The following is a 24,060-nucleotide window of genomic DNA, read 5'->3' as shown; positions in this document are numbered from 1 at the left end:
AAAGCTTTAATGTATTACCATGTTATTTCATTAGATTATCATATGGTAATATAAGATGCTAACAAATTTTGTTAAATAATAATATTAGTTGTAAGTATTTGTTGAGAAGCAGCATCATATTATCAGATGGTAGTATAAGTTATATAGTAGGGTAGTTAGTAAATTATTTCATTAACCTTATAGCTTCTCACTCTGCACTTCATAGAATTCGAGGAATTACCGTGTCACCCACTGCACAAAAAACTCAAAATATTCAACAATCTCACCTGACAACCCAAAACCTCTCGTCGAACGATACAACTGCGCTACCTGTCAAACATCATCAAATTGTCATTGTCGGAGGCGGCGCTGCTGGCATTACTGTTGCGGCTCAACTGCTCAAGCGCGATCGCGCGCTCGACGTTGCTATTATCGAACCTTCTGACAAACACTACTACCAACCTGGATGGACGCTTGTTGGTGGAGGTATTGCACCCATTTCCAAGTTTATTCGAGATGAAAAAGCAGTCATTCCCAAAGGCGCAACCTGGATTCAAAACCGCGTAGCAAAACTAGAACCTGATCGCAACATTGTCATTACACAAGAGGGAAATGAAATTGAATACGATTACCTAGTTGTGTGTCCAGGAATTCAAATCGATTGGCATTTGATCAAAGGGTTGAAAGAAGCACTCGGAAAAAATGGAGTCACGAGTAACTACTCCAAAGACTATGCTCCCTACACTTGGGAAATCATCAAAAACTTTAAGGGCGGCAATGCCATTTTCACCCATCCTGCCACTCCAATCAAATGTGGTGGTGCCCCTCAGAAGGTCATGTACCTAGCAGATGATATTTTCAAAAGCAACAAAGTGGATACCACCGTTATGTTTTGCACGGCTGGTGCATCAATGTTTTCTGTTCCAGAATATTCTGCCTCTTTAGACAAAGTAGTAGCGCGACGGCAGATTGTAACCAAATTTAAGCACAACCTGAAAGAAATTAAGGCAGATACTCAAGAAGCTATCTTTGCAGTAACTACAGATAGCGGTACAGAAGAAGTTAGTCTTCACTATGACATGATTCATGTAGCTCCCCCAATGAGTGCGCCAGATTTTATTAAACACAGCCCACTTGCGGGAGCAGGTGGTTGGGTAGAGGTAGATAAAGAGACATTGCAACATACGCGCTATGCTAACGTCTTTGCCTTAGGTGATGCGTCATCTTTACCTACGTCCAAAACAGCAGCAGCAGCACGCAAACAAGCTCCTGTTGCCGTACAAAACTTGCTAGCGTTGATTCGCTCTAAACCATTGTCAGCCAAGTACGACGGCTATACTTGTTGTCCTTTAATCACTGGCTATAACTCTGCGATTATGGCAGAGTTTGCCTATGGCGGTAAATTAGCGCCATCTTTTCCCCTCGACCCCACACAGGAACGCTATTCAATGTATTTAGCTAAAGCACGCGTACTACCTTGGTTGTACTGGAATCGAATGCTCAAGGGTAAAGGCTTTGAAGCCGATATTCTCAAGCCTATTAACAAGCTTGTCCGACGGTAAATCACAAAAGAAGGTAGATTAGAATCTACCTTCTCAAAAAAAAACTAACCGTTCTTGCGTAATGATGACAGTTGCTGTAGCTGTAAACTTTGCTGTTCTACTTGCGCGATCAAAGTATTGCAAACTAAATCGCACAATTCAAACAGAAGTGGATTAGCAATTTGGTAATAAACGCATACACCACGCTGTTCCCGTGCCACAATGCCTGCTTGGGTGAGCATTTTTAAATGCTTTGAGACATTTGCCTGTCCTAATTCTGTTTCTGCAATGATTTCAGTGACATTCTTAGGACCAGTTTTTAAGGAACACACAATTTGCAACCGACTCACCTCTGACAAAACTTTGAAGAATTCTGCCATCAAGCCTAGCGCTTCAGGGGAGAGTTTAGAAATACCACACTCTTCGGTTTTTTCTTGCGCAGTAACTGACTTTTTAGGCGACTTCGTAGGCATAGGTAAGGATGACAAAAATTTAGCGCTTTTGTTTTTATTATTATATTACCACATGGTGTTAAAAAATAGGGAAAAGCAAGAATTAGAAAGCAGTGGGTAGGAATTGGCGGGGGTACTGCGGATATGCTTCAGTTTGGTTGATATTAGTTTTCTGGACAACTAAAGAAAGTTGTACCGCACAAGCTTTGAGTTCGGGTTGATGCGAGTCAGGATCGCATTCAGGGTGGGTTAGTGCGTTAGCTTCGGTTTCATCGCCCCAAAGTGCGCCCCAATGCATCGGAACAAAAAGTGTCCCTGGTGAAATTGCTTTTGTTACTTTTGCTGGAAATTGTGCTTTTCCACGTCGCGATCGCACTTCGACTAAATCATGTTCTTGAATCTCTAGTTTTGCTGCATCGCGGGGATGAATCTCAATAAACGGCTGCGGATGCATCTGCTGAATTTTCTCAATTCTGCCTGTGCGTGTCTGCGTGTGCCAGTGCCCGTATAATCTCCCATTTGTGAGTACAAAAGGATACTCACTATTCGGGGGTTCGGCAAGTCCCTTGGAGTGATAAGCACTAAATCGCGCGCGTCCATCAGGTGTCGCAAACCGCAAATCGGTGTAAAGCCTTTTAGAATTGTTGTTTGCCCATGTATCGGGACAAGGCCATTGTAGGGGAGATTGGGCTAACTTGGCGTGACTTATCCCCGTCATATCGCAAGAGCGATCGCGCGTTAACTGCACGTACTCTGCAAAAACTTCCGCCGAGTTTGTAAAAGGAAACTTATCGGCAAATCCTAAACGTCGTCCAACTTCGGCGACAATTTCCCAATCTGGCTTGGCTTCCCCTACAGGCGGACGAAACGCCTTACATAAGGTGACAACGCGTTCAGAATTCGTCATTGTGCCAGTTTTTTCACCCCATTGCGCCGCTGGGAGGAGTAAGTGCGCATACGCAGCGGTTTCGGTGGGATAGTAAGCATCTTGATACACAGTAAACGGCGATCGCAGTAATGCAGCTTGCGTGCGTTTGATATCAGGTAAACTCACTGCTGGATTCGTGGCGACAATCCATAGCAAGCCGACATCTCCAGTTTCTAACCCTGTAATCATCTCCCACGCAGTCCGCCCCCAGTGTGGTGAAATTCTGCCAGCGGGAACGCCCCAAAATTGCTCGACTTCTGCTCGATCTTGGGCATTTTGCACGTGACGATATCCTGGTAATAAATTACACAAGCCTCCGACTTCGCGCCCGCCCATTGCATTCGGTTGACCGGTGAGCGAAAATGGACCACATCCAGGTTTACCAATTTGCCCTGTCATTAAATGCAAATTAATGATGCTGCGTACTTTTGCTGTGCCTTCTGTTGATTGATTCACACCCATCGACCACAACGACAACACGCGTTTGCTGGTTCCCCAGTACCGTGCGGCAGTTTCCAAATCCTCAACCGCTATGCCACATCTTTTAGCAACAACTTCAGGTGGATAGTGGGGAATGACTTCTGCAAACGCCGGAAAGTTTGCTGTACACTCGCTAACAAACTCGGATTCAAAATAACCCCAACGCAACAATAAATGGGCAATGCCGTTGAGTAAATCAATATCTGTCCCTGGATGGATTGCCAAATGTAAATCAGCAACTTCGGCGGTAGGAGTGCGGCGCGGATCGACCACAATCATTTTAACGACGTTGTGGTTTTTCTTGTGGTGTTTTTGCAGGCGATTAAAAACAATCGGGTGACATTCAGCAGCGTTAGAACCAATAATAAACGCGCAGTCGGTTAAGTCTAAATCTTCATAGCAACACGGTGGACCATCTGCACCCAAGCTTTGTACGTAACCCGCAACCGCTGATGACATACACAAGCGCGAATTTGAGTCAAAGTTATTTGTTCCTAAGCAACCTTTGAGCAGCTTTTGGGCAACGTAGTAATCTTCGGTTTGCATTTGCCCTGAACCGTACATACATACCGCATCGGCTCCTTGAGTCGCGCATACCGATTGAATGCGATGGACAATGCATTCATAAGCTTCATCCCAACTAACGCGACGAAACGGCTCATCTAACGAGTCGCGTAGCATCGGGTAACGCAAGCGGTTTTTGTCGATTGCTTCAGCGATAGTTGCGCCTTTAACACAAACCATACCTTGACTCGAAGGATGATTGCGATCGCCTTTTACCTTCCAAATCGGATCACCTTGACCGTCGCGATTAATTGCCTTCCCTAGCTGCGCTGGCGGCGACACCTCCAAACCACAGCCTACACCACAATAGGGACAGAGGGTTTTAGTTGTATCAGTCATTGTTAATATCCCTCGATCTAGGGTTCAGGAAAGCAGAGGACGCAGGAGAGAAATACATATAATGTTCTCTCAACCACTCACCCCTCATCCACGTGGGCAAAACGACGATAGAGGAAGTCTAAAGCTTGGTTGCGTAAGTTGTAATATTCGGGGTCTTCCATGATGCGGGCGCGGTTGCGGGGGCGTGGAAACGGAATATTCATAATTTCCCCAATATTTGCCGCTGGACCGTTTGTCATCATCACCAAGCGATCGGCTAAGAACAATGCTTCATCGATATCGTGCGTGATCATCAGTACGGTAACTTGATGATCGCTCCAAATTTTCAGCAGTTCTTCTTGCAATTCCTCGCGAGTAATTGGGTCAAGCGCGCCGAATGGTTCATCTAATACTAAAACTTTCGGACGCAATGCCAAAGCCCGCGCAATTGATACGCGCTGTTTCATTCCGCCAGAAAGTTCTCTAGGCTTTTTATGCGCTGCATCAGCAAGTCCGACAAGCGCAAGATGTTCATTAGTGATCGCCACTTTCTCAGCTTTGGTTTTTTTTGGATAAACCGAATCAATCCCCAAATACACATTTTCAAACGCACTCAGCCAAGGTAGCAGCGAATAATTCTGAAACACCACCATGCGATCAGGACCTGGTTCTGTAATTCGCTTGGTTTGCAGTCGCACCTCACCTTCACTCGGCTTACGAAATCCTGACACCATATCCAAAAGCGTCGATTTACCACAGCCAGAGTGACCGATTAAACAAACAAATTCCCCTTCATAAACCGTGAGATTAATACCATCCAAAACGATGTATGGTCCTGTTGGTGTCGGATAAATTTTAGAAACGTTATCGATCACCAGAAATGGATCGCCGTTGAGAACTTCAGATTTTCTAACAGTTGTGGTGTTTAGAGTTTGCATATGAGATATCGGTAAGAATGAAGGTTTAGAATATTTTTTATACAGCTGCTGGCGTTGCATCAACGACAACTTCTTCAATCCGCACATTGCGCTTGAATTTGAGGCTATTAAGATAGCGAATTGGGTCATCAGGATTGAACACCGTGCCATCAAAGAAATGAATCGAACTGCGATCGCGTTCTGTGTCGAACAAGTCGAGATCTCTTGCTGCTGCGCCGAATAAATCGACACGCTGCACCCGATCCAAAATTTCGATCCAGTTTTTCGGAAAAGGTGTAATTCCCCAACGAGCCAATTGCGTCATCATCCACAATCCCTCAACGCGATAAGGGCAGTTCGTGCGATCAACGTAAAATTGGTTGTATCGCAACAGCATTTCAGGTTCTGTATCGTTACCGCGATCGTATTCGTCAACGAATCCAGGGCGAATGTATTCTGGTGCAACGCCGATGTACTGCGGTTGGGCTAACAGCGCGACAATTTCTTCGCGATTGCGGCGATCGTCGCAGTACTCGCACGCTTCGAGCAAGGCTTTAATTAAAGCAAGGTGCGTTTCAGGGTGTTGATTTGCCCAGTCTTCACGGACACCTAAAACTTTCTCGACGTGTCCGTTCCAGATGTCCAGATCTGTAGCAATGACAAAACCTAAGTTTTCCTTAACCGCGCGGGAATTCCAAGGTTCGCCCACGCAGTAGCCGTCAATATTTCCAGCTTTGAGGTTCGCAACCATTTGCGGTGGCGGAATCACGGTGAGACTTACATCCAAATCAGGGTCAATATCCGCTGAAGAAAGCCAGTAGCGCAGCATCAAATTATGCATCGATGCGGGATGCACCATGCCTAAAGTATGAACTTTATCCGGTGTGCGTGCGATCGCTGCTTTAAAATCCGCGAGTGTCCGGACTCCTTGATCATAAAATCGCTTGCTGAGCGTAATCGAATTACCATTACGTGCCAAAACTAACCCTGTCACGATCGGTTGTGGGGCTTGACCATTCATTCCCAGCGTCATCGCTAAAGGCATTCCTGCGGTCATTTGCGCGGCATCCAGACGACGTGTTGCCACACCTTCGGAAATCGCTTTCCAACTTGGTTCGCGCGACAAGATCACTTCATCTAAGCCGTATTTCTCAAAAAAGCCTTTTTCCTTCGCCACGACCAACGGCGCACAATCGGTTAGAGGAATAAAGCCGATTTCAAGATTGACTTTTTCTAAACCATTGCGGGCGATCGCCACCGCTTGCTGTGCTTTACGCTGTTTCGCGCGTTTTTGCTGATTCAGGAAATAAACAATTTCGTTGCGCAAGCTGTAGTAATTCGGGTGATTCACAACTTCCAAGCGATGGCGCGGACGTGGAAAGGGAACATCCAAAATTTGCCCGATATGCGATTCGGGTCCATTCGTCAGCATGACGATGCGATCGGATAACAGCAATGCTTCATCCACATCGTGTGTCACCATCACACACGTCATGTGGTTTTGCTCGCAGATCTTCATCAACTGATCTTGCAAACCACTGCGTGTCAAAGCGTCGAGTGCGCCAAACGGTTCATCTAGCAAGAGTAATTTTGGACGAATTGATAAAGCGCGAGCGATCGCCACTCGCTGTTTCATCCCCCCTGAAATTTCCCCTGGGCGTTTATTCGCTGCATGACGCAATCCAACTAAATCAATGTGTTGTTCAACGATTCCTCGGCGTTCGCCTTTGGGTACATTGCTCATTACTTCATCGACGGCTAAAGCAATGTTTTCGCGTACGGTTAACCAAGGTAGTAACGAGTAGTTTTGAAACACGACCATGCGATCAGGTCCAGGCTTGGTAACTTGTCGCCCTTCGAGTAATACCCCACCTCTCGCCGGGCGATTTAGCCCCGCAATAATATTCAGTAGCGTAGATTTACCACACCCAGAGTGTCCAATTAACGAGACGAATTCGCCTTGTTGAATTTTCAGTTCAATATTGCGTAGCGCGACATAAGTGCCACCACTCGGTAACACAAATTCCTGATCGACGTGATCGACTTCTACAAATACTTTCATAACTTAATCAATGAGAGGTCAGGGGTCAGAGTTCAGGGTCAGGGAAAGGATGAACTAAAACGAATTTCTTTGTAATAACAACTATCCCTCGCTCCTTTGTTAAGCCTTTTGCTCTTCTGGGACGACTTTGGAGGCGACAAAAGCCACAATGCGATCAAGGATGAGACCAACGATACCGACATAAATTAGCGCGAGGATAATCTCACTCAAGCGCGAACTGTTGTAAGCATCCCAGATAAAGAAGCCGATTCCTACACCACCTGTGAGCATCTCGGCGGCGACGATCGCCAGCCAAGATAAACCAATCCCGATTCTCAAACCTGTAAAGATATAAGGAACCGCAGACGGAAGTAATATTTTCCAGAAAAACTTTGGTCCTGACAGGCGCAGTACTTTCGCAACGTTGCGATAATCTTGGGGAATTTGTTGTACGCCCACAGTCGTGTTAATGATGATCGGCCAAATTGCGGTGATAAAGATGACGAAAATTGCCGAAGGGTTAGCTTGTTGAAATGCTGCGAGTGACAGCGGTAGCCATGCTAAAGGTGGTACAGTCCGCAACACTTGAAACAAAGGATCGAGCGCGCGATAAATAAACGGACTAATTCCGATGAGAATCCCTAGCGCAATTCCGACAATCGCCGCCAAGGAAAAGCCGATCGCAACGCGCCCCAAACTGGCGAGGATTTGCAAACCTAATCCTTTATTTGTTCCACCATAATCAAAAAACGGGTTGATAATCAAAGGGTCCCATGTTTCTTGAAGTACCGTAATTGGACCTGGTAAATTTGCATCTGGGCTTGAAAAAAGTAGCTGCCAAACAATTAAAAAAACAGCGATCGCAATCAGTGGTGGCACGATGTATTTTGCTACAAAGGACATCGTCTTTTGCTGATTTCTGCTTCTGGGGGCGCGGCTACCAAGTGTTGTCATCCTCTGTTTGTTCTCCTATCCCGTATTCTTACAACTTTCAAGTTTTTTGCGATCGCTTAAGTTTTTTTAATCTTCAAGCTATTCAAATACGCCGTTGGATTTTCTGGGTCAAACTGCACCCCATCAAAGAATGTTTCCACACCACGCGAAGTACTCTGTGGAATTTCCGCCGCTGGTACGCCAAGCGCTTGCGCAGCTTCGCGCCACAAATCTTCGCGGTTCACTTGATCGACGACTGCTTTCGTATCGGTATCACCTGGAATATAACCCCAACGAATGTTTTCGGTTAAAAACCACAAATCGTGACTCTTGTAAGGATACGAGGCGTTATCGCGCCAGAACTTCATCACTAATGAGTTGCTGTAGTCTTCTACGCGACCTGTACCGTAGTCGTACTTACCTTGGAAGCGACCGAGAATATCTTCGACTGGTACTCCTAACCACTGACGATTAGCAACGATTTTTGCCATTTCCTCTTTATTTTCTGGCAAAGCACACCATTGCTGCGCTTCTTGCACCGCCATCAAAATGGCTTTCGTTGCCTTGGGATGTTTGTCTACCCAGTCGGCGCGCATTGCCAATGCTTTCTCTGGATGGTCTTGCCACAGTTCACCTGTAGTAAGTGCGGTGTAACCAATTCCTTGGGCAACAGTTTGTGCGGGCCAAGGTTCACCAACACAAAAGGTTTCCATGTTGCCGACGCGTACGTTCTGTACCATTTGTGGTGGAGGGACGACAATCAAGGAAATATCGCTGTGAGGATTAATGCCGCCTGCAGCTAGCCAGTAACGCATCCACAGATCATGCGTTCCTCCAGGAAATGTGACTGCTGCCCGCAAATCTTTTCCTGCTGATTTTTGTTGCGCAAACACTTGTTGCAGTGGCGAACTATCTAGCCCAACCTTTAAATCGTTATAATTTTTCGATAGCGAAATTGCCTGCCCATTGGTGTTGAGCCTTGCCAAGATGTACATCGGCACGCGATTGCCCTGCGTAATCGTTCCCAACGACATGAGATAGGGCATCGGAGTTAAAATATGCGCGCCATCGATACCACCACCACCAGAACCTAGCACGAGATTGTCCCGCGTGACTGCCCAGGAAGCTTGCTTTGTCACTTCCACGCCGGTCATTCCATACTTATCGAAGAGACCTTTTTCCTTGGCAATAATTAAAGGCGCAGCGTCGGTTAGCGCGATAAATCCTAACCGCGCGGTTGTGACTTCTGGCGCATCCGCAGGGTTGATGTTCGCCGCCGGAACGGTACTGCTGTTATTTGTAGCAGTGTTAGAGTTACCGTTAGTACAGCCATGCATTAAAAGTGAAGCCGCAGTGGCAGTACCTGCTGTGAAAATAAATTGCCGTCTCGTAAACTTTCTCATTTTCTTGATTGGGTTGAATTATTGCTAATCAAATATGGTTGAACTACTGGCGGTACTCTACCGAGTAACCATCGCCTCTTGCTTGGGCTTCGCATCAAAATGTTCAATAAGCAAATCGCGTAACACTGGCTGTAAATCTTCACAAGCAATTCCTTTGGTGACACAAGTACCAAGGTGCGCATCTTTACCAACCTTGCCACCCATATAAATGTCAACGCCTTCTACCGCTTTGCCGTTTTTGCGGACTTTGGTTCCCATTAAGCCTATATCTGCAACTTGTGGCTGACCGCAAGAATTTGGACATCCTGTCCAGTGAATGCGGATTGGGCGTGTTAGATGCAGTTCGGCTTCGAGTGCCTTGATCGTGCTTAAAGCGCGATTCTTGGTTTCAATCAACGCAAAGTTACAAAACTGCGCGCCAGTACATGAAACTAAACCTCTAGTTAACGTATCAGGACTAATCGAGAAGCGCTGCAATAATGGTTCAGCGAAGAAAGCATCGAGGCGCGAATCTGGAATATTCGGAATAATCAAGTTTTGCTCGACTGTAAGGCGAATTTCACCATCACCATAAACTTCAGCAAGTCGAGCAATGTCAAACATATCTTGGGCGTAAAGCCGTCCTACTGGAATATGTAGCCCGACATAATTTAATCCTGGTTGCTTCTGGCGAAAAACACCAACGTGGTCGCGTTTTTCCCAATCGATTTCATCTTTCTCAGCAGCGGGTTGCAGTTCTTGACCGAGTTGTTTTTCAACTTCAGCGCGGAATTTATCGAGTCCCCACTCATCGATCAGCCACATCAAGCGCGACTTTTGGCGGTTTGCCCGCAGTCCATGATCCCGAAAGACTTCTAAAACTGCTTTGCAGACAGCTACGACAGTTTCAGGTGGTACCCATGCATTCAGCGGAATCGCCGCGTCACAGCGTTTAGCTGAGAAAAAACCACCGACAATTACGTTAAAACCAAATGTATCGTCTTTAAATGCAGGAATGAAGGCTAAATCGTTAATTTCGGCATGAACCGAGTTATCGCGTCCGCCGGTAATTGCAATGTTGAATTTCCGAGGCAAGTTTGTAAACGCAGGATTACCTTCGCCATTATTGGTAATCATGTCTTGTACTTGACGGACTAAATCGCGCGTATCAAATAACTCATCTTTATCAAGTCCCGCTACCGGATCGCCTGTAATGTTACGTACGTTGTCCATTCCTGACTGCACACTTGTTAACCCGGCGGCGCGAAAGCGGCTAAAAATATCAGGAACATCTTCGATTCGTATCCCACGCAACTGAATATTTTGCCGAGTTGTAATGTCTGCATTGCCATCATCGCCGTAGCGTTGCACAATTTCACCAAGTACGCGTAGCTGATGACTTGTGATCACACCATTGGGTATGCGCATTCGCATCATGAACTTACCAGGAGTTACAGGACGAAAGAAGACTCCTAACCACTTGAGGCGATGGTCGCGATCGGTTTCGTCCATTGCTTCCCAGCCGATCGCTGCAAAATGTTCGAGTTCACCTTTGACCGCAAGTCCATCTTTCTCGGCTTTGAATTTCTCGAATTTATTTAGGGTTTCCTTCTTGGCTGCGTCTGTCATAGTGTACCCTCTTTGCCTGTGTGCGCGCTGGATATGAAAAAAGTAAGATGCTGATTCAAAGTGGCTTAGTTCGTTAGGTTATTCGGTCTAAAAATGAAAAGTCGTATAGCTAGTTACGCAGATTGCTGTTAGGACAAAACGCTAATTACCTTCTTTGATTTGCAAACCTTGCGGCTACATAAGAAATACTTGTTTATTGCAATGTGCCTGACAACATCCAAGTTAGAATTACATTGCAAGTATTTTCGTATCTTATGTAACTAAATATTTCAAATTATGAATAAAATGCATAAATTTGATGCATTTTTTGCAATAAGCTCCATCGTAAGGTAGATGCAAAACATGCATAATTGGGAAAATCATGACCTCAGAAGCTTTAGCCAGCGATTTGTACAGGAATTTTGGTTAAGTTTGGTAAAAAGAGTAACGATGGTGCTTCCCCAAAACAAGTAAAGTGTTCTCAGTTTCAGCAACAGTAGATTGCATCAAGCTGAAAGGAGAAAACACAAGCGAGACTTGACAGAACTCATTGAAAATCGAAAATAATTTGGTTGCGATCGCGTTAAGCTATTCCTAATCTGCATACTCAGCAATCGTGAACACAAGTATTCAACTTCAGTTGGAGCAAGCACAGATAGCGTTTAGTGCAAGAGATTGGTCAGTACTCGTGCAACATTTGCAGCAGCTAATTCCTGGAGGACGCGAGCCAGATAGTATCAATACAACACCCGAAGCAGCGCAACTCCTTGATTTGGCAATGGCTGCACTACTTGCGGGAGATTTTCAACACCGCTGGGATGTAGGAAAACTGATTCCTCGCTTGGGAGTAAGCGCGATCGCCCCACTTGTCGAAATTCTCGAAGACGATGACGATGACGAATTGTGTTGGTTTGCTGTGCGCATTTTAGGTGAATTTAACCATCCACAAGCGATCGCGGCTTTGGTAGAATTGATCAAAACCACCGAGAATGAAGAATTACAAGCAGTCGCCGCGACAGCACTCGGACAAATTGGCAAAAGTGCAATCGCACCACTTACCGAATTATTAGCAGCAGAAGATACGCGGTTACTCGCAGTGCGATCGCTGGCGTACATCCGGCGATCTGAAACCATTACGCCGTTACTCAGCGTTGTTGGCGATCCCCAACCAAATGTTCGCGCTGTAGCAATTGAAGCTTTGAGTAGTTTTCATGATCCCCAAGTTCCGCCAGTCTTATTAAACGCTTTAGATGATATTGCTGCGCCTGTAAGACGCGAAGCAGTACTAGGTTTAGGGTTTCGTGCTGACTTATGCACAGAATTAGACCTTGTTGCACGGATCTTGCCAAAACTTTACGATTTTAATCTTGACGTGTGTCATGCAGCAGCGATCGCACTAGGGCGATTAGGGACGGATGCTGCGGCTAATGGTTTGTATCAAGTACTGCAATCACCCCATACACCAGAGTCGCTTCAAATCGAAATTGTGCGGGCTTTAGGTAGAATCGAATCAAATTGCGCTTTAGAATATCTTGCCTCTTACTTACAGCAGTCGTCATCTGTGCGTGTTTGTCAAGAAGCGATTGCAGTTCTTGGACAAGTTGAACAACCAAGCAATCAATCAAAAGCAGCGGATATATTAATTGATATGCTACGCTGGCAGCACCCAGTCACTGAATTGGCAAATATTAAGGGAACGATTGCCTTATCACTCGGATATTTGGGCAAATTACAAGCAATAGAGCCGTTAATCAACTTATTAGCGGATTCAGAGCGCGTGGTAAAACTTCATGCGATCGCCGCCCTCAAACAACTTGCACCAGATGCGCATCAACAACTACAACAAATGACAACTCGCGATATCGCACCCGAATTAAAAGAAGGAGTGGCGATCGCGCTAGCTGAATGGTCAAATTAGGAGTAGAGGAAGCAGAGGGGAATACTGTTTGCTATCTATACTCATAATTAATCACTAGCCACTAACAACTAGTCACTCACCCCTTGTTCTTGCTGTATCAATCTCTACGAAAATAGATCGCTAAATCCGCTAAGTTAGTGTAAGCCTTAAATGTGATTCAGGCTACATAAAATGCGGCTAGAGCAGTTGCAAGCCTTTTTGGCGATCGCGGAGACGGGTAGTTTTCAACAAGCAGCACGCAAGTGTGGCGTGACTCAATCGACGATTAGTCGTCAAATCCAAGCGTTGGAAGCGGACTTAGGATTATCGCTGTTTCATCGGACAGCGGGTGCGACGCTGACATTAGGAGGCGAACGCGTACTACCCCGCGTGCGCAAAATTTGTCAAGAGTGGCGGACAATTAAAGAAGAATTAGCAGATTTAGTTGCAGGAAAGCAGCCTGAATTGTGTATCGCAGCGATACACTCGATTTGTTCTAACTGCCTACCTCCGGTTTTACAGCAATTTTGCCACGATTATCCTGATATTCAGTTGCGGGTAACTTCGCTCGGAAGCGATCGCGCGCTGAAAGTTCTCAAAGATGGACTTGTCGATTTGGCAATTGTGATGAATAATCGCTTTTTGACCACAGGTTCCGAAATGGTCGTCGAAGTACTGTACGATGAACCGATTGAAGTTTTAACCGCAGCGGATCATCCCCTCGCGCAGTTTGATAAAGTTCCTTGGTTCGAGTTAATTCGCTATCCACAAGTTGTTTTTAAAGATGGCTACGGAATGCAGCGTCTTGTACAAGAACGCTTTGAACGTTATGGCGCGACACTGCAAGCTGTTTTAGAAGTAAATACACTTGATGCTTTTCGCGGTGTTGTCCGTCAAGGCGAATTAATCGCATTATTACCGCGATCTGCATTAGTGGAAGCTCGCCAAGATCCGACGCTCGCAGTGCGATCGCTTGCCAATAGTGATTCTTCGACCGTTGAATCAGGTTTAACGCGTCAAGTTGTGATGGTGACAACACAGGATCGCTTGCAAATCCCGCCGATTCGACATTTTTGGCAACTTGTGAAGCAGCTCATCGTTCCGCAATTTGAACAACATGGAAAACCGCAAGCTATCAAAAATTTGCAGGTGCGATAGTGCTAGGCTTGAACTCTTAACCCATCATTTATCTTATTTTTGATTGAGCGATCGCAATGAGCAATGCATTTCGGGATTTGCTAAAAAAAGTGGGTAGCGGTAATCATACCAGCGAGAATCTGACGCGTGAGGAAGCCTCAGCTGCAACTCGGATGATTTTACTGCAAGAAGCAACCCCAGCCCAAATTGGAGCGTTTCTCATTGCGCACCGCATCAAGCGCCCTATTGGCGAAGAGTTGGCGGGAATGCTGGATGCATATGATGAACTAGGTCCCAAACTGCAACCAATTGCAACTAAACAACGCGTCTTTGTTTTAGGCTTACCTTATGACGGGCGATCGCGTACTGCACCAATTAGCCCAATTACGGCTTTACTCCTTTGTGCTGCGGGACAACCTGTCATTATGCATGGCGGCGATCGCTTACCAACGAAATACGGATTACCACTCGTTGAGATTTGGCAAGGGTTAGGCGTTGATTGGACAAGCTTATCACTCGCCCAAACGCAACAGGTATTTGAGGCGACAGGCTTGGGATTTATTTATCTACCTCAGCATTTTCCCTTAGCGCAACGTTTATTTGAATACCGCGACCAAATCGGTAAGCGACCGCCGTTTGCCACAATGGAACTGATGTGGTGTCCGTACGCAGGAGATGCACATATTGTTGCAGGTTATGTTCATCCACCAACCGAAGGTATGTTTCAAACCGCCTTTGCAGTAAGAGGAACTCAACACTTTACAACGGTAAAAGGATTAGAAGGAAGTTGCGACCTCCCGCGTGATCGCACTGCTATTATTGGCTTATCAACACTCAATTCTGACGAACCAATCGAACGTTTACACCTCGTCCCGCGCGATTATGGCTTTACAACTAAAAATGTCCCATTAGAATCAACAACGCAACTATTAAATGCGATGCAATCGGTTTTGCAAGGTGAACCCTCGGAATTGATGCAAACAGCTTTGTGGAACGGTGGTTTTTATCTCTGGCGGTGCGGCGTTTGTCCTGATATACAATCGGGAATCGCCAAAGCTGAAGCTTTTCTAAAAAGCGGTGCAGTCACGCAACAACTGCAAAAAATTACCCAAGTTATTGGTTTAGTTACGCGATCGCTAGCACAACGAGCGTAAATTGGAAGAGGTTAGAAATTGCAGGACTACATCACCCAATAAGTCCACCTGCGTGTACCTCATTTGTCAAGCCGCGAAGGGAGTCGCCAGGCGTAGCAGACAAATATATAACACGAGCAAATAAATAACAAGGATTTGCAATATATTTTAAGTTGAACGAGTTCCTCTCAAGGAGTGATTGCTCGCCTGCCTAATCAGCGCGAAATTTTCAAACTTAGCAAACAAAAGCATTTGCAGTATCTTTCGTTTGTCACTACTGGCGTTTCCGATTACCCTTCAGGATAAAGATTTGTGAATACAAATATAAATTCTCCCTTAAAAACTGCACCTTATGAGCATTACTTGAGAAATATTTTAAATAAGTTGATAAAAACAATTCTCAGTAATTCGGGAGAGCGATCGCATGAAAAACCCGAACGATGCACGCCACCAAAGTCGCACAGGGTGGGGGTTTACATTTTTTGGCGGTACAGATACCTATCAAGAACAAAGCAGTATCGCGCCACACGCGAATCAAACGTCATTTCCGTTAACGATGGCAAACGTTGGCGATCGCGTGTGGATTGTCGAACTCATGGGCGAAGGTGGATTCGCACGGCGGCTAATGGATATGGGTTTAACGCTTGGATGCGAACTTCAGATCGTCAGTCGTACTAGCAGTGGTTCGGTTGTCGTGGGTATTCAAGATAATCGCATTGGGCTTGGTGCAGAAATGGCACGCCAAGTCATTGTCACAACAATTCCACCAACCGATCGGCGCCAAAACAGCAAAATTAATACCAAGCTACGCAATTTAGCAGTAGGTTGTCGAGGGCGCGTCGTTGGTTATGAGCAAACAGCCCGCGCCTACCGCGAAAAATTGTTACCGATGGGATTAACACCAGGATGCGAGTTTACTGTCACTCGTCATGCGCCGCTGGGCGATCCGATCGAAATTGAAGTCCGAGGCTTTCACCTGAGTTTACGTAAAGACGAAGCGGATGCGTTACAGATTGAGGAGGTGCAATCGTGACAAAGCGGACAATTGCGCTAGCAGGTAATCCCAACTGCGGTAAAACAACGTTATTTAATGCGCTGACTGGTGCGAATCAACGCGTGGGAAATTGGTCTGGAGTGACAGTCGAACGCAAAGAAGGTAGCTATCGCGATCGCGGCTGGAATATTGCGATTGTTGATTTACCAGGCGTTTATTCGCTTGATGCGACAGATACTGAAACCGGACTTGATGAAACGATTGCTCGTAATTATCTGCTTTCTGGCGAAGCCGAACTCATTGTCAATATCGTTGACGCTTCAAACTTAGAGCGAAATCTTTATCTCACCACGCAAATTTTGGAAATGCGGCTACCGATGGTCGTCGCGTTGAATATGATGGATATCGCGCAACAAAACTTACGCATCAAGCCTGAGATTCTCGCACAGCGCCTTGGTTGTCCGGTTGTACCCATCGTCGCGACGCGGGCGGAAGGATTAAAGGAACTGCGCAAGAAGATTTATCAACAACTGCAAAACCCAACTCAACCACACGCGTATGTTGCGTATCCAGCAGTGATTGAAGATGCGATCGCACAACTTATCCCGTTGGTCATGAAACACAGTCATGGTGTCGTCGATCCGCGCTGGAAAGCAATCAAGCTACTCGAATACGAAGATTCGATTGCGCCTGAATTGTGCGAACAAGCGTTATACAAACTCGTTGTCGAAAATCGCCGCAAAATTCATCAAGTGTTGAGTGAAGATATTGATATTCTAGTTGCAGATAGTCGCTACGATTTTGTCCGCCGTTTGATTCAAGAAGCCGTAGAGCGAACGCGACAAGTTAGTAGCACCGTTTCGGATAAAATTGACCGCATAGTTCTCAATCGCTGGCTAGGCATTCCGATTTTTCTGGCGTTGATGTATGTGATGTTCATGCTGACAATCAACGTTGGTAGTGCCTTTGTGGATTTCTTCGACATTTTCACAGGAACGATTCTTGTTGACGGCTTTGGTGAGTGGCTAACGCAAATCGGTAGCCCTGCGTGGTTAAACGTTTTAGTAGCGCAAGGTGTTGGGGGAGGAATCCAAACTGTCGCTACTTTTATTCCAATTATTGGATTGCTATTTTTGTGTCTGTCAATTTTGGAAGATTCTGGCTATATGGCGCGGGCGGCGTTTGTGATGGATCGCTTTATGCGCTTTGTCGGGCTTCCTGGAAAATCGTTTGTACCGATGTTAGTCGGATTCGGTTGTAATGTTCCCGCAATTATGGCAACGCGTACGTTAGAAAATCGCCGCGATCGCCTCCTCACCATCATGATGAATCCGTTTATGTCTTGCGGTGCGCGTTTACCTGTTTATGCACTATTTGCCGCTGCATTCTTTCCGGTTGGCGGTCAAAATGTGGTGTTTGGTTTATACCTAATTGGCATTGCTATGGCAGTGTTTACAGGTTTAGTACTGAAAAATACGCTACTGAAAGGCGAAGTATCTCCATTCATTATGGAGTTACCTCCTTATCACGTACCACAATTTAAGGGCGTGCTGTTGCGTACCTGGGATCGCCTCAAAGCATTTATGTTGCGTGCTGGTAAGGTGATTGTATTGATGGTCATGGTATTGAGCTTATTAAACTCAGTCGGTACAGATGGCTCGTTTGGGAATGAAGATAGCGAACAATCTGTTCTTAGTTCGATAAGTCGCTCAATTACTCCTGTGTTTGCCCCTATGGGTATCGATCAAGATAACTGGGCAGCTACGGTAGGCATTTTTACAGGTGTCTTTGCCAAAGAGGCGGTAGTGGGTACGCTAGACTCGCTTTACGGTCAACTCGCGCCAGCAACCGACGTGACAGAAGAAGCCTTTGACTTTTGGGGTGGGATTCGCGAAGCATTTGCCAGCATTCCTGCCAACTTAGCAGAACTCCCGAACACCTTACTCGACCCGCTGGGAATATCAATCGGGGATGTTAGTTCGGTTAATGCTGCTGCGCAAGCGCAAGAAGTTACTACAGGAACGTTTGGCGAAATGGCAAGACGCTTTGATGGCAAAGTTGGCGCGTTTGCTTACTTACTATTTGTACTTCTGTACTTTCCCTGTGTCGCCGCAACCGGTGCAATCTTTCGCGAAACGAATTTAGGATGGACAGTATTTGCCGCCGCGTGGACAACTGGGCTTGCCTATTGGATGGCAGTCATGTTTTATCAAATAGCGACCTTCACGCGCCATCCTGGTACTTCCATTGCCTGGATTATTGGGCTTGCAATTGCTATGGCGATCGCTCTTGCGAGTTTGAAACTAGTAAGACCTAGGAAAGTTAGACAGTTTCACATTAAGGCTGATGCAAATAGGTAGCTTTAGGTGCAAAGGAGAAACTATTCAAAGTTCCCCACACGTAGAAGATTTGGGGCTGATTAGTATAAGAACCATCATTAGCAATGATTTTACGGGAAGTTCAAGACTATTTATCGCAGCAAGGAAAAGCATCGCTGGCACAAATGGAGCTTCATTTTCGTATTGATGCGGATGCGCTGCGGGGAATGCTACAGCAACTTGTCCGTAAAGGTAGAGTGCGCAAGTTACCGATTCCACCTTGTTGTCAAGGTTGCGTTAGCTGTCGTCCTGAACAGCTTGAATTTTACGAATGGTTCACTACAGAATCCATTCGTTCAACAAATCAAACTTGCGCTAATAAATCATCATAACGTCGGACTTCTAGGAGGCGATTGCGTTCAGTGACTAACACAACTGTTGGACAGTAACCTTTGAGTTCTTCAGGTGTGAATTGCGCATACGTCATAATAATCAAGCGATCGCCTGGCATTCCGAGTCTTGCCGCAGCGCCGTTTAACTCGATCGCGCCTGAATTTGGCGGTGCGGCGATCGCATACGTGATTAGCCGTTCTCCATTCGTAACATTAACTACTTGCACTTGCTCATAAGGTAGTATGCCTGCGGCATCGAGTAATGCTTGATCGATACTAATACTACCAACATAATGCAGGTTAGCCGCTGTGAGCGTGCAACTGTGGATTTTAGCTAAAAGTAGCGTGCGTTGCATGAAAAAGGCGCTTGAGTTGAGTGCTAGAATCGTTTTCCTGATTGATTGCAGAAAACGACTCTAACGCTATGATAGTAGCTTTGTCACAGGGTGCGTGTTGTTATTCCTCCGCGTCAGAATCACGCCCTTGTTCGCTACCAGCTTTGATGCATCTTTCTACTAAAGGCATAACCTGATCGATGTCTTCCCAGCCACGAATTTCTGTGACTTTCTGTTCCAGATTTTTGTAGCTGCGGAAAAATTCAGCAATTTCATCTAATCGATGCGGTGCGATGTCTGCAAGCGATTTAACGTGTTTGTAACGAGGATCTTTATCTGGAACACACAGAATTTTTTCATCATGATCGCCGCCGTCAATCATAATCAACATTCCAATCGGGCGCGCTGCAATCACACATCCTGGAAATGTCGGCTCGTCCATCAATACCATGCCATCAAGCGGATCACCATCGTCAGCGAGGGTGTTGGGTACAAAGCCATAATCGTAAGGATACTGCACTGAGGAGTACAATACTCGATCTAAAGCAAACGCCTGCAAATCTTTATCGTATTCGTACTTATTTTTGCTTCCAGCAGTAATTTCAATCAAAACGTTGATCACGCCTGGTTTTGGTTGAGGCGGAATACGGTTTAAGTCCACAACAACATTAACTCCTATTTAACAGCTGTATTAGGGTGCAGTTCCGTTAGCTCCCCGTGTAGCATTTTAGGATATGACGGACAACTACAAACCCTTAACTGTTAAAAAAGCGGTTAGCTTGCTCTAGCTGATATCAAACCAGCATAGATTTCATCACCATCCATCGGTTTCCATCCCTGCTCTTTGCAAGGGGTAAGATATAGGTTGCACATTCGTCAGAATATTTCTGTCAGAGTACTGAGCGATCGCCACAATCGGGGCTGTCAGCGTCAACAACGCGATTGCTGTTCCTACAATGTCTGCCAACTTATGAGAAGGTTTCTCGCCACTGGCAGACGGACTACTACTAGATTCCATAAAGAAGTTCTACTGAACCTGAATGAGCTTTGACTAAATCTGAAAGGATTTGACCTTTCTACTGTCATTTTAACAATTCTTTTCTAGCACACTGTTTTCTAACCAACAAATCTTATACTTTTACTTTGTATCTGCACAACTTATGGAAGTTGCAGCAGACAAGCTTGCTACGTAAGTATATTTACTGATACAAGGATGCAGGCACGTCGAGCTTGGTACCATGTTCCAAAAGTCTACTACTGCATATTTTTTATTAATTGTCAATATTTTATCGAGAAGTTTTAGCTAATCTGCCCAAGCTGTAAAGTGCGTTGTGTTCGGTAACAATATCTACAACACTCGTAAGTCATACCAAATAAGTTAATAAAAAAAAATTTTGCTTTAAAGCCTAAATAGGACATTTTATGTCATCATCAGCTTCTAGTCGCGCGATCGCAGGTAATTCTGAAGTAGGTCGTACACATGAGGAATTGAGTTACCAGCAACTTATTTTACTTGCCGCGATTATTGGCATTGCTGGCGGCTTAGTAGCGACAATTTATTACTATGCGTTAGAAATAAGTTTAGATATTGTTTGGAAAAGTGTTCCAGAGTTCATAAAACTAAACTTTACCAGCGATTTTCTAGCAAAGAATTATGTTTGGCTTGCTACTACAATTGGCGGTTTTTTTGTTGGTTTGACTTTGTATTTTCTCGGACTTCCTGGCGAAGTTGCATTTGTTGTTGATAAAGTTCACGATCCTGGACATATCGAGATTCGTCAAACGCCAGCAATGCTGGTTGCTTCTTTATTTTCCATTGCTTTTGGTGGAAGCGCAAGTCCAGAAGCACCATGAGTACTGGTTGGCTGGGACAAAAACTCAAGCTAACGGCGAAAGGTATTCGCGTAATAACTTTTTGCGGCATGAGTACTACGCTGAAAGAGGCATTGTTTGCGTTAGAAATTCCACCTCGTCGCGGTCTAGAATACTATGAAGCTCTAATTCCAGCGGTACTTTCGGCAATTTTAAGTTTTTGTGTCTTTCGTCTCAATACAGAATTAACAATCGGGGGAATTTATCACTTTACAGCAATTCCTAAACTTTCGTTGATAAATTTGGTATAAGGCGCTTCATTGGGCGGAATTGGCGCATTAATTGCCTGATTATTTGTTCTACTATTTCGGGCTATAGGTCATCTCAGCGAGTACGTTGCAAATCGTAGCATGTTACTCGCTACTTTGGGTGTATTGATTGGTGTAATTGCCTATTTCTTTCCCCAAACGCTGTTTTTTGGCGAAAAAGAAATTGAAACGATTGTCGAAACTAGAGTGACATTTGGAGTGACGATGTTAGTTGCGATCGCTGTAGCAAAAATGCTGGCGATTAGTTGTACGTTGCATTCGGGTTTTCGCGATAGTGGATTTATCTTTCCGCTATTTTATATTGGTGCTGCAATTGGATTGGCGATCGCGTTAGCTTTTCCCCAAATTCATCCGACAATTTGTATGGTTTGTTTGATGGCGGCGGTAAATGTTGCTGTAACGAAAACGCCAATTAGTACAAGTGTAATTCTCAGTGTGTTTTTTGATACTGCGATTTTACCCGTAATCGGCATCGCGAGTTTTGTAAGTTTTCTATTAACAACGCAGTTATCATTGATCCAAACGCCGCGATCACGCGATTTTGATATCAGTCAAGAAGGGAGGAGCGTTCACGCAGTGTAGCGATCGCAGTGAGTACTGAAGTTAGGAGCGAGGGGAAGAGAAAAGAAACTAGCTTTGCAGCGTAGGGATGCTCAACCCCTCTGCTTACCGATGGAGTATTCCTCACTCCTCGCTCCCATACCCTATTAGTATAGTCTTGTGCTGAGTGACCTTAATCAAGTATCCTCTGTGCATATGATTTAACACTCGCTGTTACACAAAAGATGTCTTGGTTAAGAAGGTTATCGCGGCGCGTCGCCGCAAGTTTTAGCGACAACAACTTTTTAAAAAAAATTAGCAGCATAGAAACACTCATATCTAAGCTACTATCTGTATTGATGGTGATTGTCATTCTTGTAGCTGTTTACGATTTATTTGTCATTTTACTCCAAGACATTGTTAACGCGCCTGTTGGTTTTTTCACCAGAACTTTGTTCGAGGTTTTTGGTTTATTTCTGAACATTTTAATCGCACTTGAGTTACTAGAAAATATTACAGCATATCTCCGAAAGCACGTCATTCAAGTTGAATTAGTTATTGTAACTTCACTTATTGCTGTTGCCAGAAAATTCATTATTTTAGATTTACAAAAAACGAGAGGACTTGATTTAATTGGACTGGGAATTGCTATTCTAGGTTTGTCAATCAGTTACTGGATTATTCGTAATGCCCAACCTCGGCAACCGCATTAACTATGAATGAGTTTTTTCGATTTGAAGCTGATTTTGTTGATAGTTTACGTTGCATTCCGATGCAAGTACGCTATAAGCTGGATACTTGTGGCATAAAACTAAAGTTATCGCATTGGACGCAATTTAGTGCTGCTGAACGCCAAGCGTTAGTCGAAAAACCTTGTAGCGGTGAACAAGTGATTGCCTACCGAGACTTTTTACAGCAGTTAGTACAGCAACATACAGGGGTTGCAGCAGGAGAACTTCCGATAGAATCGCATCCAGCATGGTTAAACGATACAGAAATACCCAGCGACTTACAACTAAAAGCCCAAGAAGTTGGTGTGACAATGACATTGCAGCAGTGGCGATCGCTAACTCCTTTACAGCGTTTTGCATTAATTAAGCTAAGTCGCCCTAGCCACGAAAACAAAAACTTTGTTCCCGCGCTGCAAGAATTTCATTTACTCTAATGAGTATAGGACACTGCCGTGCCCCTCTGACATCTGACCTCTAAAACCATCCTTCTTGTTCTAACGTTTCGATAAGTTGTAAACCGCGCGGATCGCCGACTCCTAACAACGAAGCTTTAGCGTCTTCGCGAACTCCTAAATCTTCATCTTCAGCAAAAGCTTGAATCAAAGCATCAACCGCCGTTGCATAGACAACATTAGAAGGCAATTCGCGGCACAATTGACCGATCGCCCACGCACAATTACTACGAATCGCAGCAACGGGATCTTGTACTAAGGCTTCAATAAGGGGTGGTATTGCGCCAACGACCGCATCGTAACCTACTTGTGACATTTGTGCTAAAGCACTTGCTGCCCACAGTCGAACAGCAGAAATATCGGTGCGTAAAGCATCCGCCAGCGGTGCTAAAGTGCGGCGATCGCGGCAATTTCCCAAAGCCCAAACAACACCTTTACGCACATAACCATTCCAATCCTGATTGAGTTGTTCGATTAGTGGTTCGACAGCATCAGGACTAGGGTTGCGCCCAATACCGTATGCGGCACCGACTCGCACCAAAGGACAAGGATCGCGCAATAAACGAATCAAATGCGGAATAGCGCGGCGATCTTCAATATCCGAAAAGGCGCGCGCTGCCAACATCCGCTGTTGTGTTTGCGGATGATCCAGCAGCACTAACATCGCTTCAGGATCGAATTTTGGTGTCTCTGACTCAGCACTAAGCGACCCTAGATGGTCTAAGGGACTTTCTAGCTCAATCTCCTGGTCAAGCACACTGTTTATGTCGTCTTCATCGTACATACTGCTACAGTATCGTATCCTACCGCCAATCTAACAGGGGGTGTTTCTTGATGATGGTAAACG

General features: G+C 45.2%; 23 protein-coding genes. 12 read left to right on the top strand and 11 right to left on the bottom strand.

Translation table 11 applies throughout. The features are described 5' to 3' along the window. Positions 1-221: 221 nt before the first annotated feature. Positions 222-1,541 (top strand): NAD(P)/FAD-dependent oxidoreductase, encoded by a 1,320-nt coding sequence (locus tag NIES1031_RS16090; protein WP_084544376.1) that lies wholly within the window; start codon positions 222-224, stop codon positions 1,539-1,541. 44 nt (positions 1,542-1,585) lie between these two features. Here the strand turns inward: NIES1031_RS16090 and NIES1031_RS16085 are convergent, their stop codons facing one another. The 7 genes from NIES1031_RS16085 to NIES1031_RS16055 form a co-directional block, all read right to left on the bottom strand. Then, the gene (locus NIES1031_RS16085; RefSeq protein WP_073550533.1) at positions 1,586-1,993 is read right to left on the bottom strand and encodes an ArsR/SmtB family transcription factor; all 408 of its coding nucleotides are present in this window, start codon (positions 1,991-1,993) and stop codon (positions 1,586-1,588) included. An 82-nt stretch (positions 1,994-2,075) separates the two neighbouring features. Further along, complete coding sequence (locus NIES1031_RS16080; RefSeq protein WP_073550532.1) at positions 2,076-4,283, bottom strand: molybdopterin oxidoreductase family protein; 2,208 nt, start codon at positions 4,281-4,283, stop codon at positions 2,076-2,078. Positions 4,284-4,360: 77 nt separating this feature from the next. Continuing rightward, positions 4,361-5,200 carry a nitrate ABC transporter ATP-binding protein gene (locus NIES1031_RS16075; protein ID WP_073550531.1) on the bottom strand — a complete coding sequence of 280 codons (840 nt, stop codon included), beginning with the start codon at positions 5,198-5,200 and terminating at the stop codon, positions 4,361-4,363. 37 nt (positions 5,201-5,237) lie between these two features. Then, positions 5,238-7,241 (bottom strand): nitrate ABC transporter ATP-binding protein, encoded by a 2,004-nt coding sequence (locus NIES1031_RS16070; protein ID WP_073550530.1) that lies wholly within the window; start codon positions 7,239-7,241, stop codon positions 5,238-5,240. Between the two features lie 99 nt (positions 7,242-7,340). Next, positions 7,341-8,123, bottom strand: coding sequence for a nitrate ABC transporter permease (gene ntrB, locus NIES1031_RS16065; protein ID WP_236738873.1), 783 nt, complete (start codon positions 8,121-8,123; stop codon positions 7,341-7,343). Between the two features lie 107 nt (positions 8,124-8,230). Further along, the gene (locus NIES1031_RS16060; protein ID WP_073550528.1) at positions 8,231-9,556 is read right to left on the bottom strand and encodes a CmpA/NrtA family ABC transporter substrate-binding protein; all 1,326 of its coding nucleotides are present in this window, start codon (positions 9,554-9,556) and stop codon (positions 8,231-8,233) included. Between the two features lie 57 nt (positions 9,557-9,613). After that, positions 9,614-11,164 (bottom strand): ferredoxin--nitrite reductase, encoded by a 1,551-nt coding sequence (locus NIES1031_RS16055; protein WP_073550527.1) that lies wholly within the window; start codon positions 11,162-11,164, stop codon positions 9,614-9,616. Between the two features lie 595 nt (positions 11,165-11,759). Between NIES1031_RS16055 and NIES1031_RS16050 the strand changes: the two genes are divergently transcribed. The 6 genes from NIES1031_RS16050 (at position 11,760) to NIES1031_RS16025 (ending at position 19,014) form a co-directional block, all read left to right on the top strand. Beyond that, positions 11,760-13,061: a HEAT repeat domain-containing protein gene (locus NIES1031_RS16050; protein ID WP_178378159.1), complete on the top strand. Its 1,302-nt coding sequence runs from the start codon at positions 11,760-11,762 to the stop codon at positions 13,059-13,061. 171 nt (positions 13,062-13,232) lie between these two features. Then, on the top strand, positions 13,233-14,198 hold the full coding sequence (locus tag NIES1031_RS16045) for a LysR family transcriptional regulator (protein WP_073550525.1): 966 nt from the start codon (positions 13,233-13,235) through the stop codon (positions 14,196-14,198). A gap of 56 nt (positions 14,199-14,254) precedes the next feature. Continuing rightward, positions 14,255-15,331, top strand: coding sequence for an anthranilate phosphoribosyltransferase family protein (locus tag NIES1031_RS16040; RefSeq protein ID WP_073550524.1), 1,077 nt, complete (start codon positions 14,255-14,257; stop codon positions 15,329-15,331). A 403-nt stretch (positions 15,332-15,734) separates the two neighbouring features. Next, positions 15,735-16,343 (top strand): FeoA family protein, encoded by a 609-nt coding sequence (locus NIES1031_RS16035; protein WP_073550523.1) that lies wholly within the window; start codon positions 15,735-15,737, stop codon positions 16,341-16,343. Beyond that, positions 16,340-18,664 carry a Fe(2+) transporter permease subunit FeoB gene (gene feoB, locus NIES1031_RS16030; RefSeq protein ID WP_073550522.1) on the top strand — a complete coding sequence of 775 codons (2,325 nt, stop codon included), beginning with the start codon at positions 16,340-16,342 and terminating at the stop codon, positions 18,662-18,664. The genes NIES1031_RS16035 and feoB overlap by 4 nt, the downstream gene beginning before the upstream one ends. A gap of 83 nt (positions 18,665-18,747) precedes the next feature. Next, a complete protein-coding gene (locus NIES1031_RS16025) occupies positions 18,748-19,014 on the top strand; it encodes a FeoC-like transcriptional regulator (RefSeq protein ID WP_073550521.1) in 267 nt (88 codons plus the stop codon). Here NIES1031_RS16025 and panD read toward each other — a convergent pair. The 3 genes from panD to NIES1031_RS16010 form a co-directional block, all read right to left on the bottom strand. After that, positions 18,987-19,370 (bottom strand): aspartate 1-decarboxylase, encoded by a 384-nt coding sequence (gene panD, locus NIES1031_RS16020; RefSeq protein ID WP_073550520.1) that lies wholly within the window; start codon positions 19,368-19,370, stop codon positions 18,987-18,989. The genes NIES1031_RS16025 and panD overlap by 28 nt on opposite strands. Before the next feature lie 100 nt (positions 19,371-19,470). Continuing rightward, positions 19,471-20,010, bottom strand: a complete 540-nt coding sequence (locus NIES1031_RS16015) for an inorganic diphosphatase (protein WP_073550519.1) — start codon at positions 20,008-20,010, stop codon at positions 19,471-19,473. 153 nt (positions 20,011-20,163) lie between these two features. Next, positions 20,164-20,367: a TLTLP motif-containing protein gene (locus NIES1031_RS16010; protein ID WP_073550518.1), complete on the bottom strand. Its 204-nt coding sequence runs from the start codon at positions 20,365-20,367 to the stop codon at positions 20,164-20,166. A gap of 404 nt (positions 20,368-20,771) precedes the next feature. Here NIES1031_RS16010 and NIES1031_RS25030 point away from each other — a divergent pair, with 404 nt between their 5' ends. The 5 genes from NIES1031_RS25030 (at position 20,772) to NIES1031_RS15985 (ending at position 23,195) form a co-directional block, all read left to right on the top strand. Next, positions 20,772-21,203: a voltage-gated chloride channel family protein gene (locus NIES1031_RS25030; RefSeq protein WP_073550517.1), complete on the top strand. Its 432-nt coding sequence runs from the start codon at positions 20,772-20,774 to the stop codon at positions 21,201-21,203. Further along, the gene (locus NIES1031_RS25025) at positions 21,200-21,472 is read left to right on the top strand and encodes a hypothetical protein (protein ID WP_073550516.1); all 273 of its coding nucleotides are present in this window, start codon (positions 21,200-21,202) and stop codon (positions 21,470-21,472) included. Before NIES1031_RS25030 ends, NIES1031_RS25025 begins: the two co-directional genes overlap by 4 nt. A gap of 99 nt (positions 21,473-21,571) precedes the next feature. Beyond that, complete coding sequence (locus tag NIES1031_RS25020; RefSeq protein WP_073550515.1) at positions 21,572-22,072, top strand: chloride channel protein; 501 nt, start codon at positions 21,572-21,574, stop codon at positions 22,070-22,072. 203 nt (positions 22,073-22,275) lie between these two features. Beyond that, positions 22,276-22,743 (top strand): phosphate-starvation-inducible PsiE family protein, encoded by a 468-nt coding sequence (locus NIES1031_RS15990; protein ID WP_073550514.1) that lies wholly within the window; start codon positions 22,276-22,278, stop codon positions 22,741-22,743. Positions 22,744-22,745: 2 nt separating this feature from the next. After that, positions 22,746-23,195: a nitrate reductase associated protein gene (locus tag NIES1031_RS15985; protein ID WP_073550513.1), complete on the top strand. Its 450-nt coding sequence runs from the start codon at positions 22,746-22,748 to the stop codon at positions 23,193-23,195. 40 nt (positions 23,196-23,235) lie between these two features. Here NIES1031_RS15985 and NIES1031_RS15980 read toward each other — a convergent pair whose 3' ends face one another. Beyond that, positions 23,236-23,997, bottom strand: a complete 762-nt coding sequence (locus NIES1031_RS15980; protein WP_073550512.1) for a HEAT repeat domain-containing protein — start codon at positions 23,995-23,997, stop codon at positions 23,236-23,238. Positions 23,998-24,060: the final 63 nt, after the last annotated feature.

The sequence above is a fragment of the Chroogloeocystis siderophila 5.2 s.c.1 genome (genome assembly GCF_001904655.1).
Taxonomy (GTDB): Bacteria; Cyanobacteriota; Cyanobacteriia; order Cyanobacteriales; family Chroococcidiopsidaceae; genus Chroogloeocystis; species Chroogloeocystis siderophila.
This window is presented reverse-complemented; position numbering and strand designations above follow the sequence as displayed.

Bases quoted from the DNA above. Each gene is read 5' to 3' on its own strand.
- NIES1031_RS15980 (WP_073550512.1), bottom strand. From the start codon at position 23,997: ATGTACGATGAAGACGACATAAACAGTGTGCTTGACCAGGAGATTGAG.
- NIES1031_RS25025 (WP_073550516.1), top strand. From the start codon at position 21,200: ATGAGTACTGGTTGGCTGGGACAAAAACTCAAGCTAACGGCGAAAGGT.
- NIES1031_RS16085 (WP_073550533.1), bottom strand. From the start codon at position 1,993: ATGCCTACGAAGTCGCCTAAAAAGTCAGTTACTGCGCAAGAAAAAACC.
- NIES1031_RS15985 (WP_073550513.1), top strand. From the start codon at position 22,746: ATGAATGAGTTTTTTCGATTTGAAGCTGATTTTGTTGATAGTTTACGT.
- NIES1031_RS15990 (WP_073550514.1), top strand. From the start codon at position 22,276: ATGTCTTGGTTAAGAAGGTTATCGCGGCGCGTCGCCGCAAGTTTTAGC.
- NIES1031_RS16075 (WP_073550531.1), bottom strand. From the start codon at position 5,200: ATGCAAACTCTAAACACCACAACTGTTAGAAAATCTGAAGTTCTCAAC.
- NIES1031_RS25020 (WP_073550515.1), top strand. From the start codon at position 21,572: ATGTTACTCGCTACTTTGGGTGTATTGATTGGTGTAATTGCCTATTTC.
- NIES1031_RS16010 (WP_073550518.1), bottom strand. From the start codon at position 20,367: ATGGAATCTAGTAGTAGTCCGTCTGCCAGTGGCGAGAAACCTTCTCAT.
- NIES1031_RS16045 (WP_073550525.1), top strand. From the start codon at position 13,233: ATGCGGCTAGAGCAGTTGCAAGCCTTTTTGGCGATCGCGGAGACGGGT.
- NIES1031_RS25030 (WP_073550517.1), top strand. From the start codon at position 20,772: ATGTCATCATCAGCTTCTAGTCGCGCGATCGCAGGTAATTCTGAAGTA.
- NIES1031_RS16080 (WP_073550532.1), bottom strand. From the start codon at position 4,283: ATGACTGATACAACTAAAACCCTCTGTCCCTATTGTGGTGTAGGCTGT.
- NIES1031_RS16060 (WP_073550528.1), bottom strand. From the start codon at position 9,556: ATGAGAAAGTTTACGAGACGGCAATTTATTTTCACAGCAGGTACTGCC.
- NIES1031_RS16025 (WP_073550521.1), top strand. From the start codon at position 18,748: ATGATTTTACGGGAAGTTCAAGACTATTTATCGCAGCAAGGAAAAGCA.
- NIES1031_RS16035 (WP_073550523.1), top strand. From the start codon at position 15,735: ATGAAAAACCCGAACGATGCACGCCACCAAAGTCGCACAGGGTGGGGG.
- panD (WP_073550520.1), bottom strand. From the start codon at position 19,370: ATGCAACGCACGCTACTTTTAGCTAAAATCCACAGTTGCACGCTCACA.
- NIES1031_RS16055 (WP_073550527.1), bottom strand. From the start codon at position 11,164: ATGACAGACGCAGCCAAGAAGGAAACCCTAAATAAATTCGAGAAATTC.
- NIES1031_RS16040 (WP_073550524.1), top strand. From the start codon at position 14,255: ATGAGCAATGCATTTCGGGATTTGCTAAAAAAAGTGGGTAGCGGTAAT.
- ntrB (WP_236738873.1), bottom strand. From the start codon at position 8,123: ATGTCCTTTGTAGCAAAATACATCGTGCCACCACTGATTGCGATCGCT.
- NIES1031_RS16070 (WP_073550530.1), bottom strand. From the start codon at position 7,241: ATGAAAGTATTTGTAGAAGTCGATCACGTCGATCAGGAATTTGTGTTA.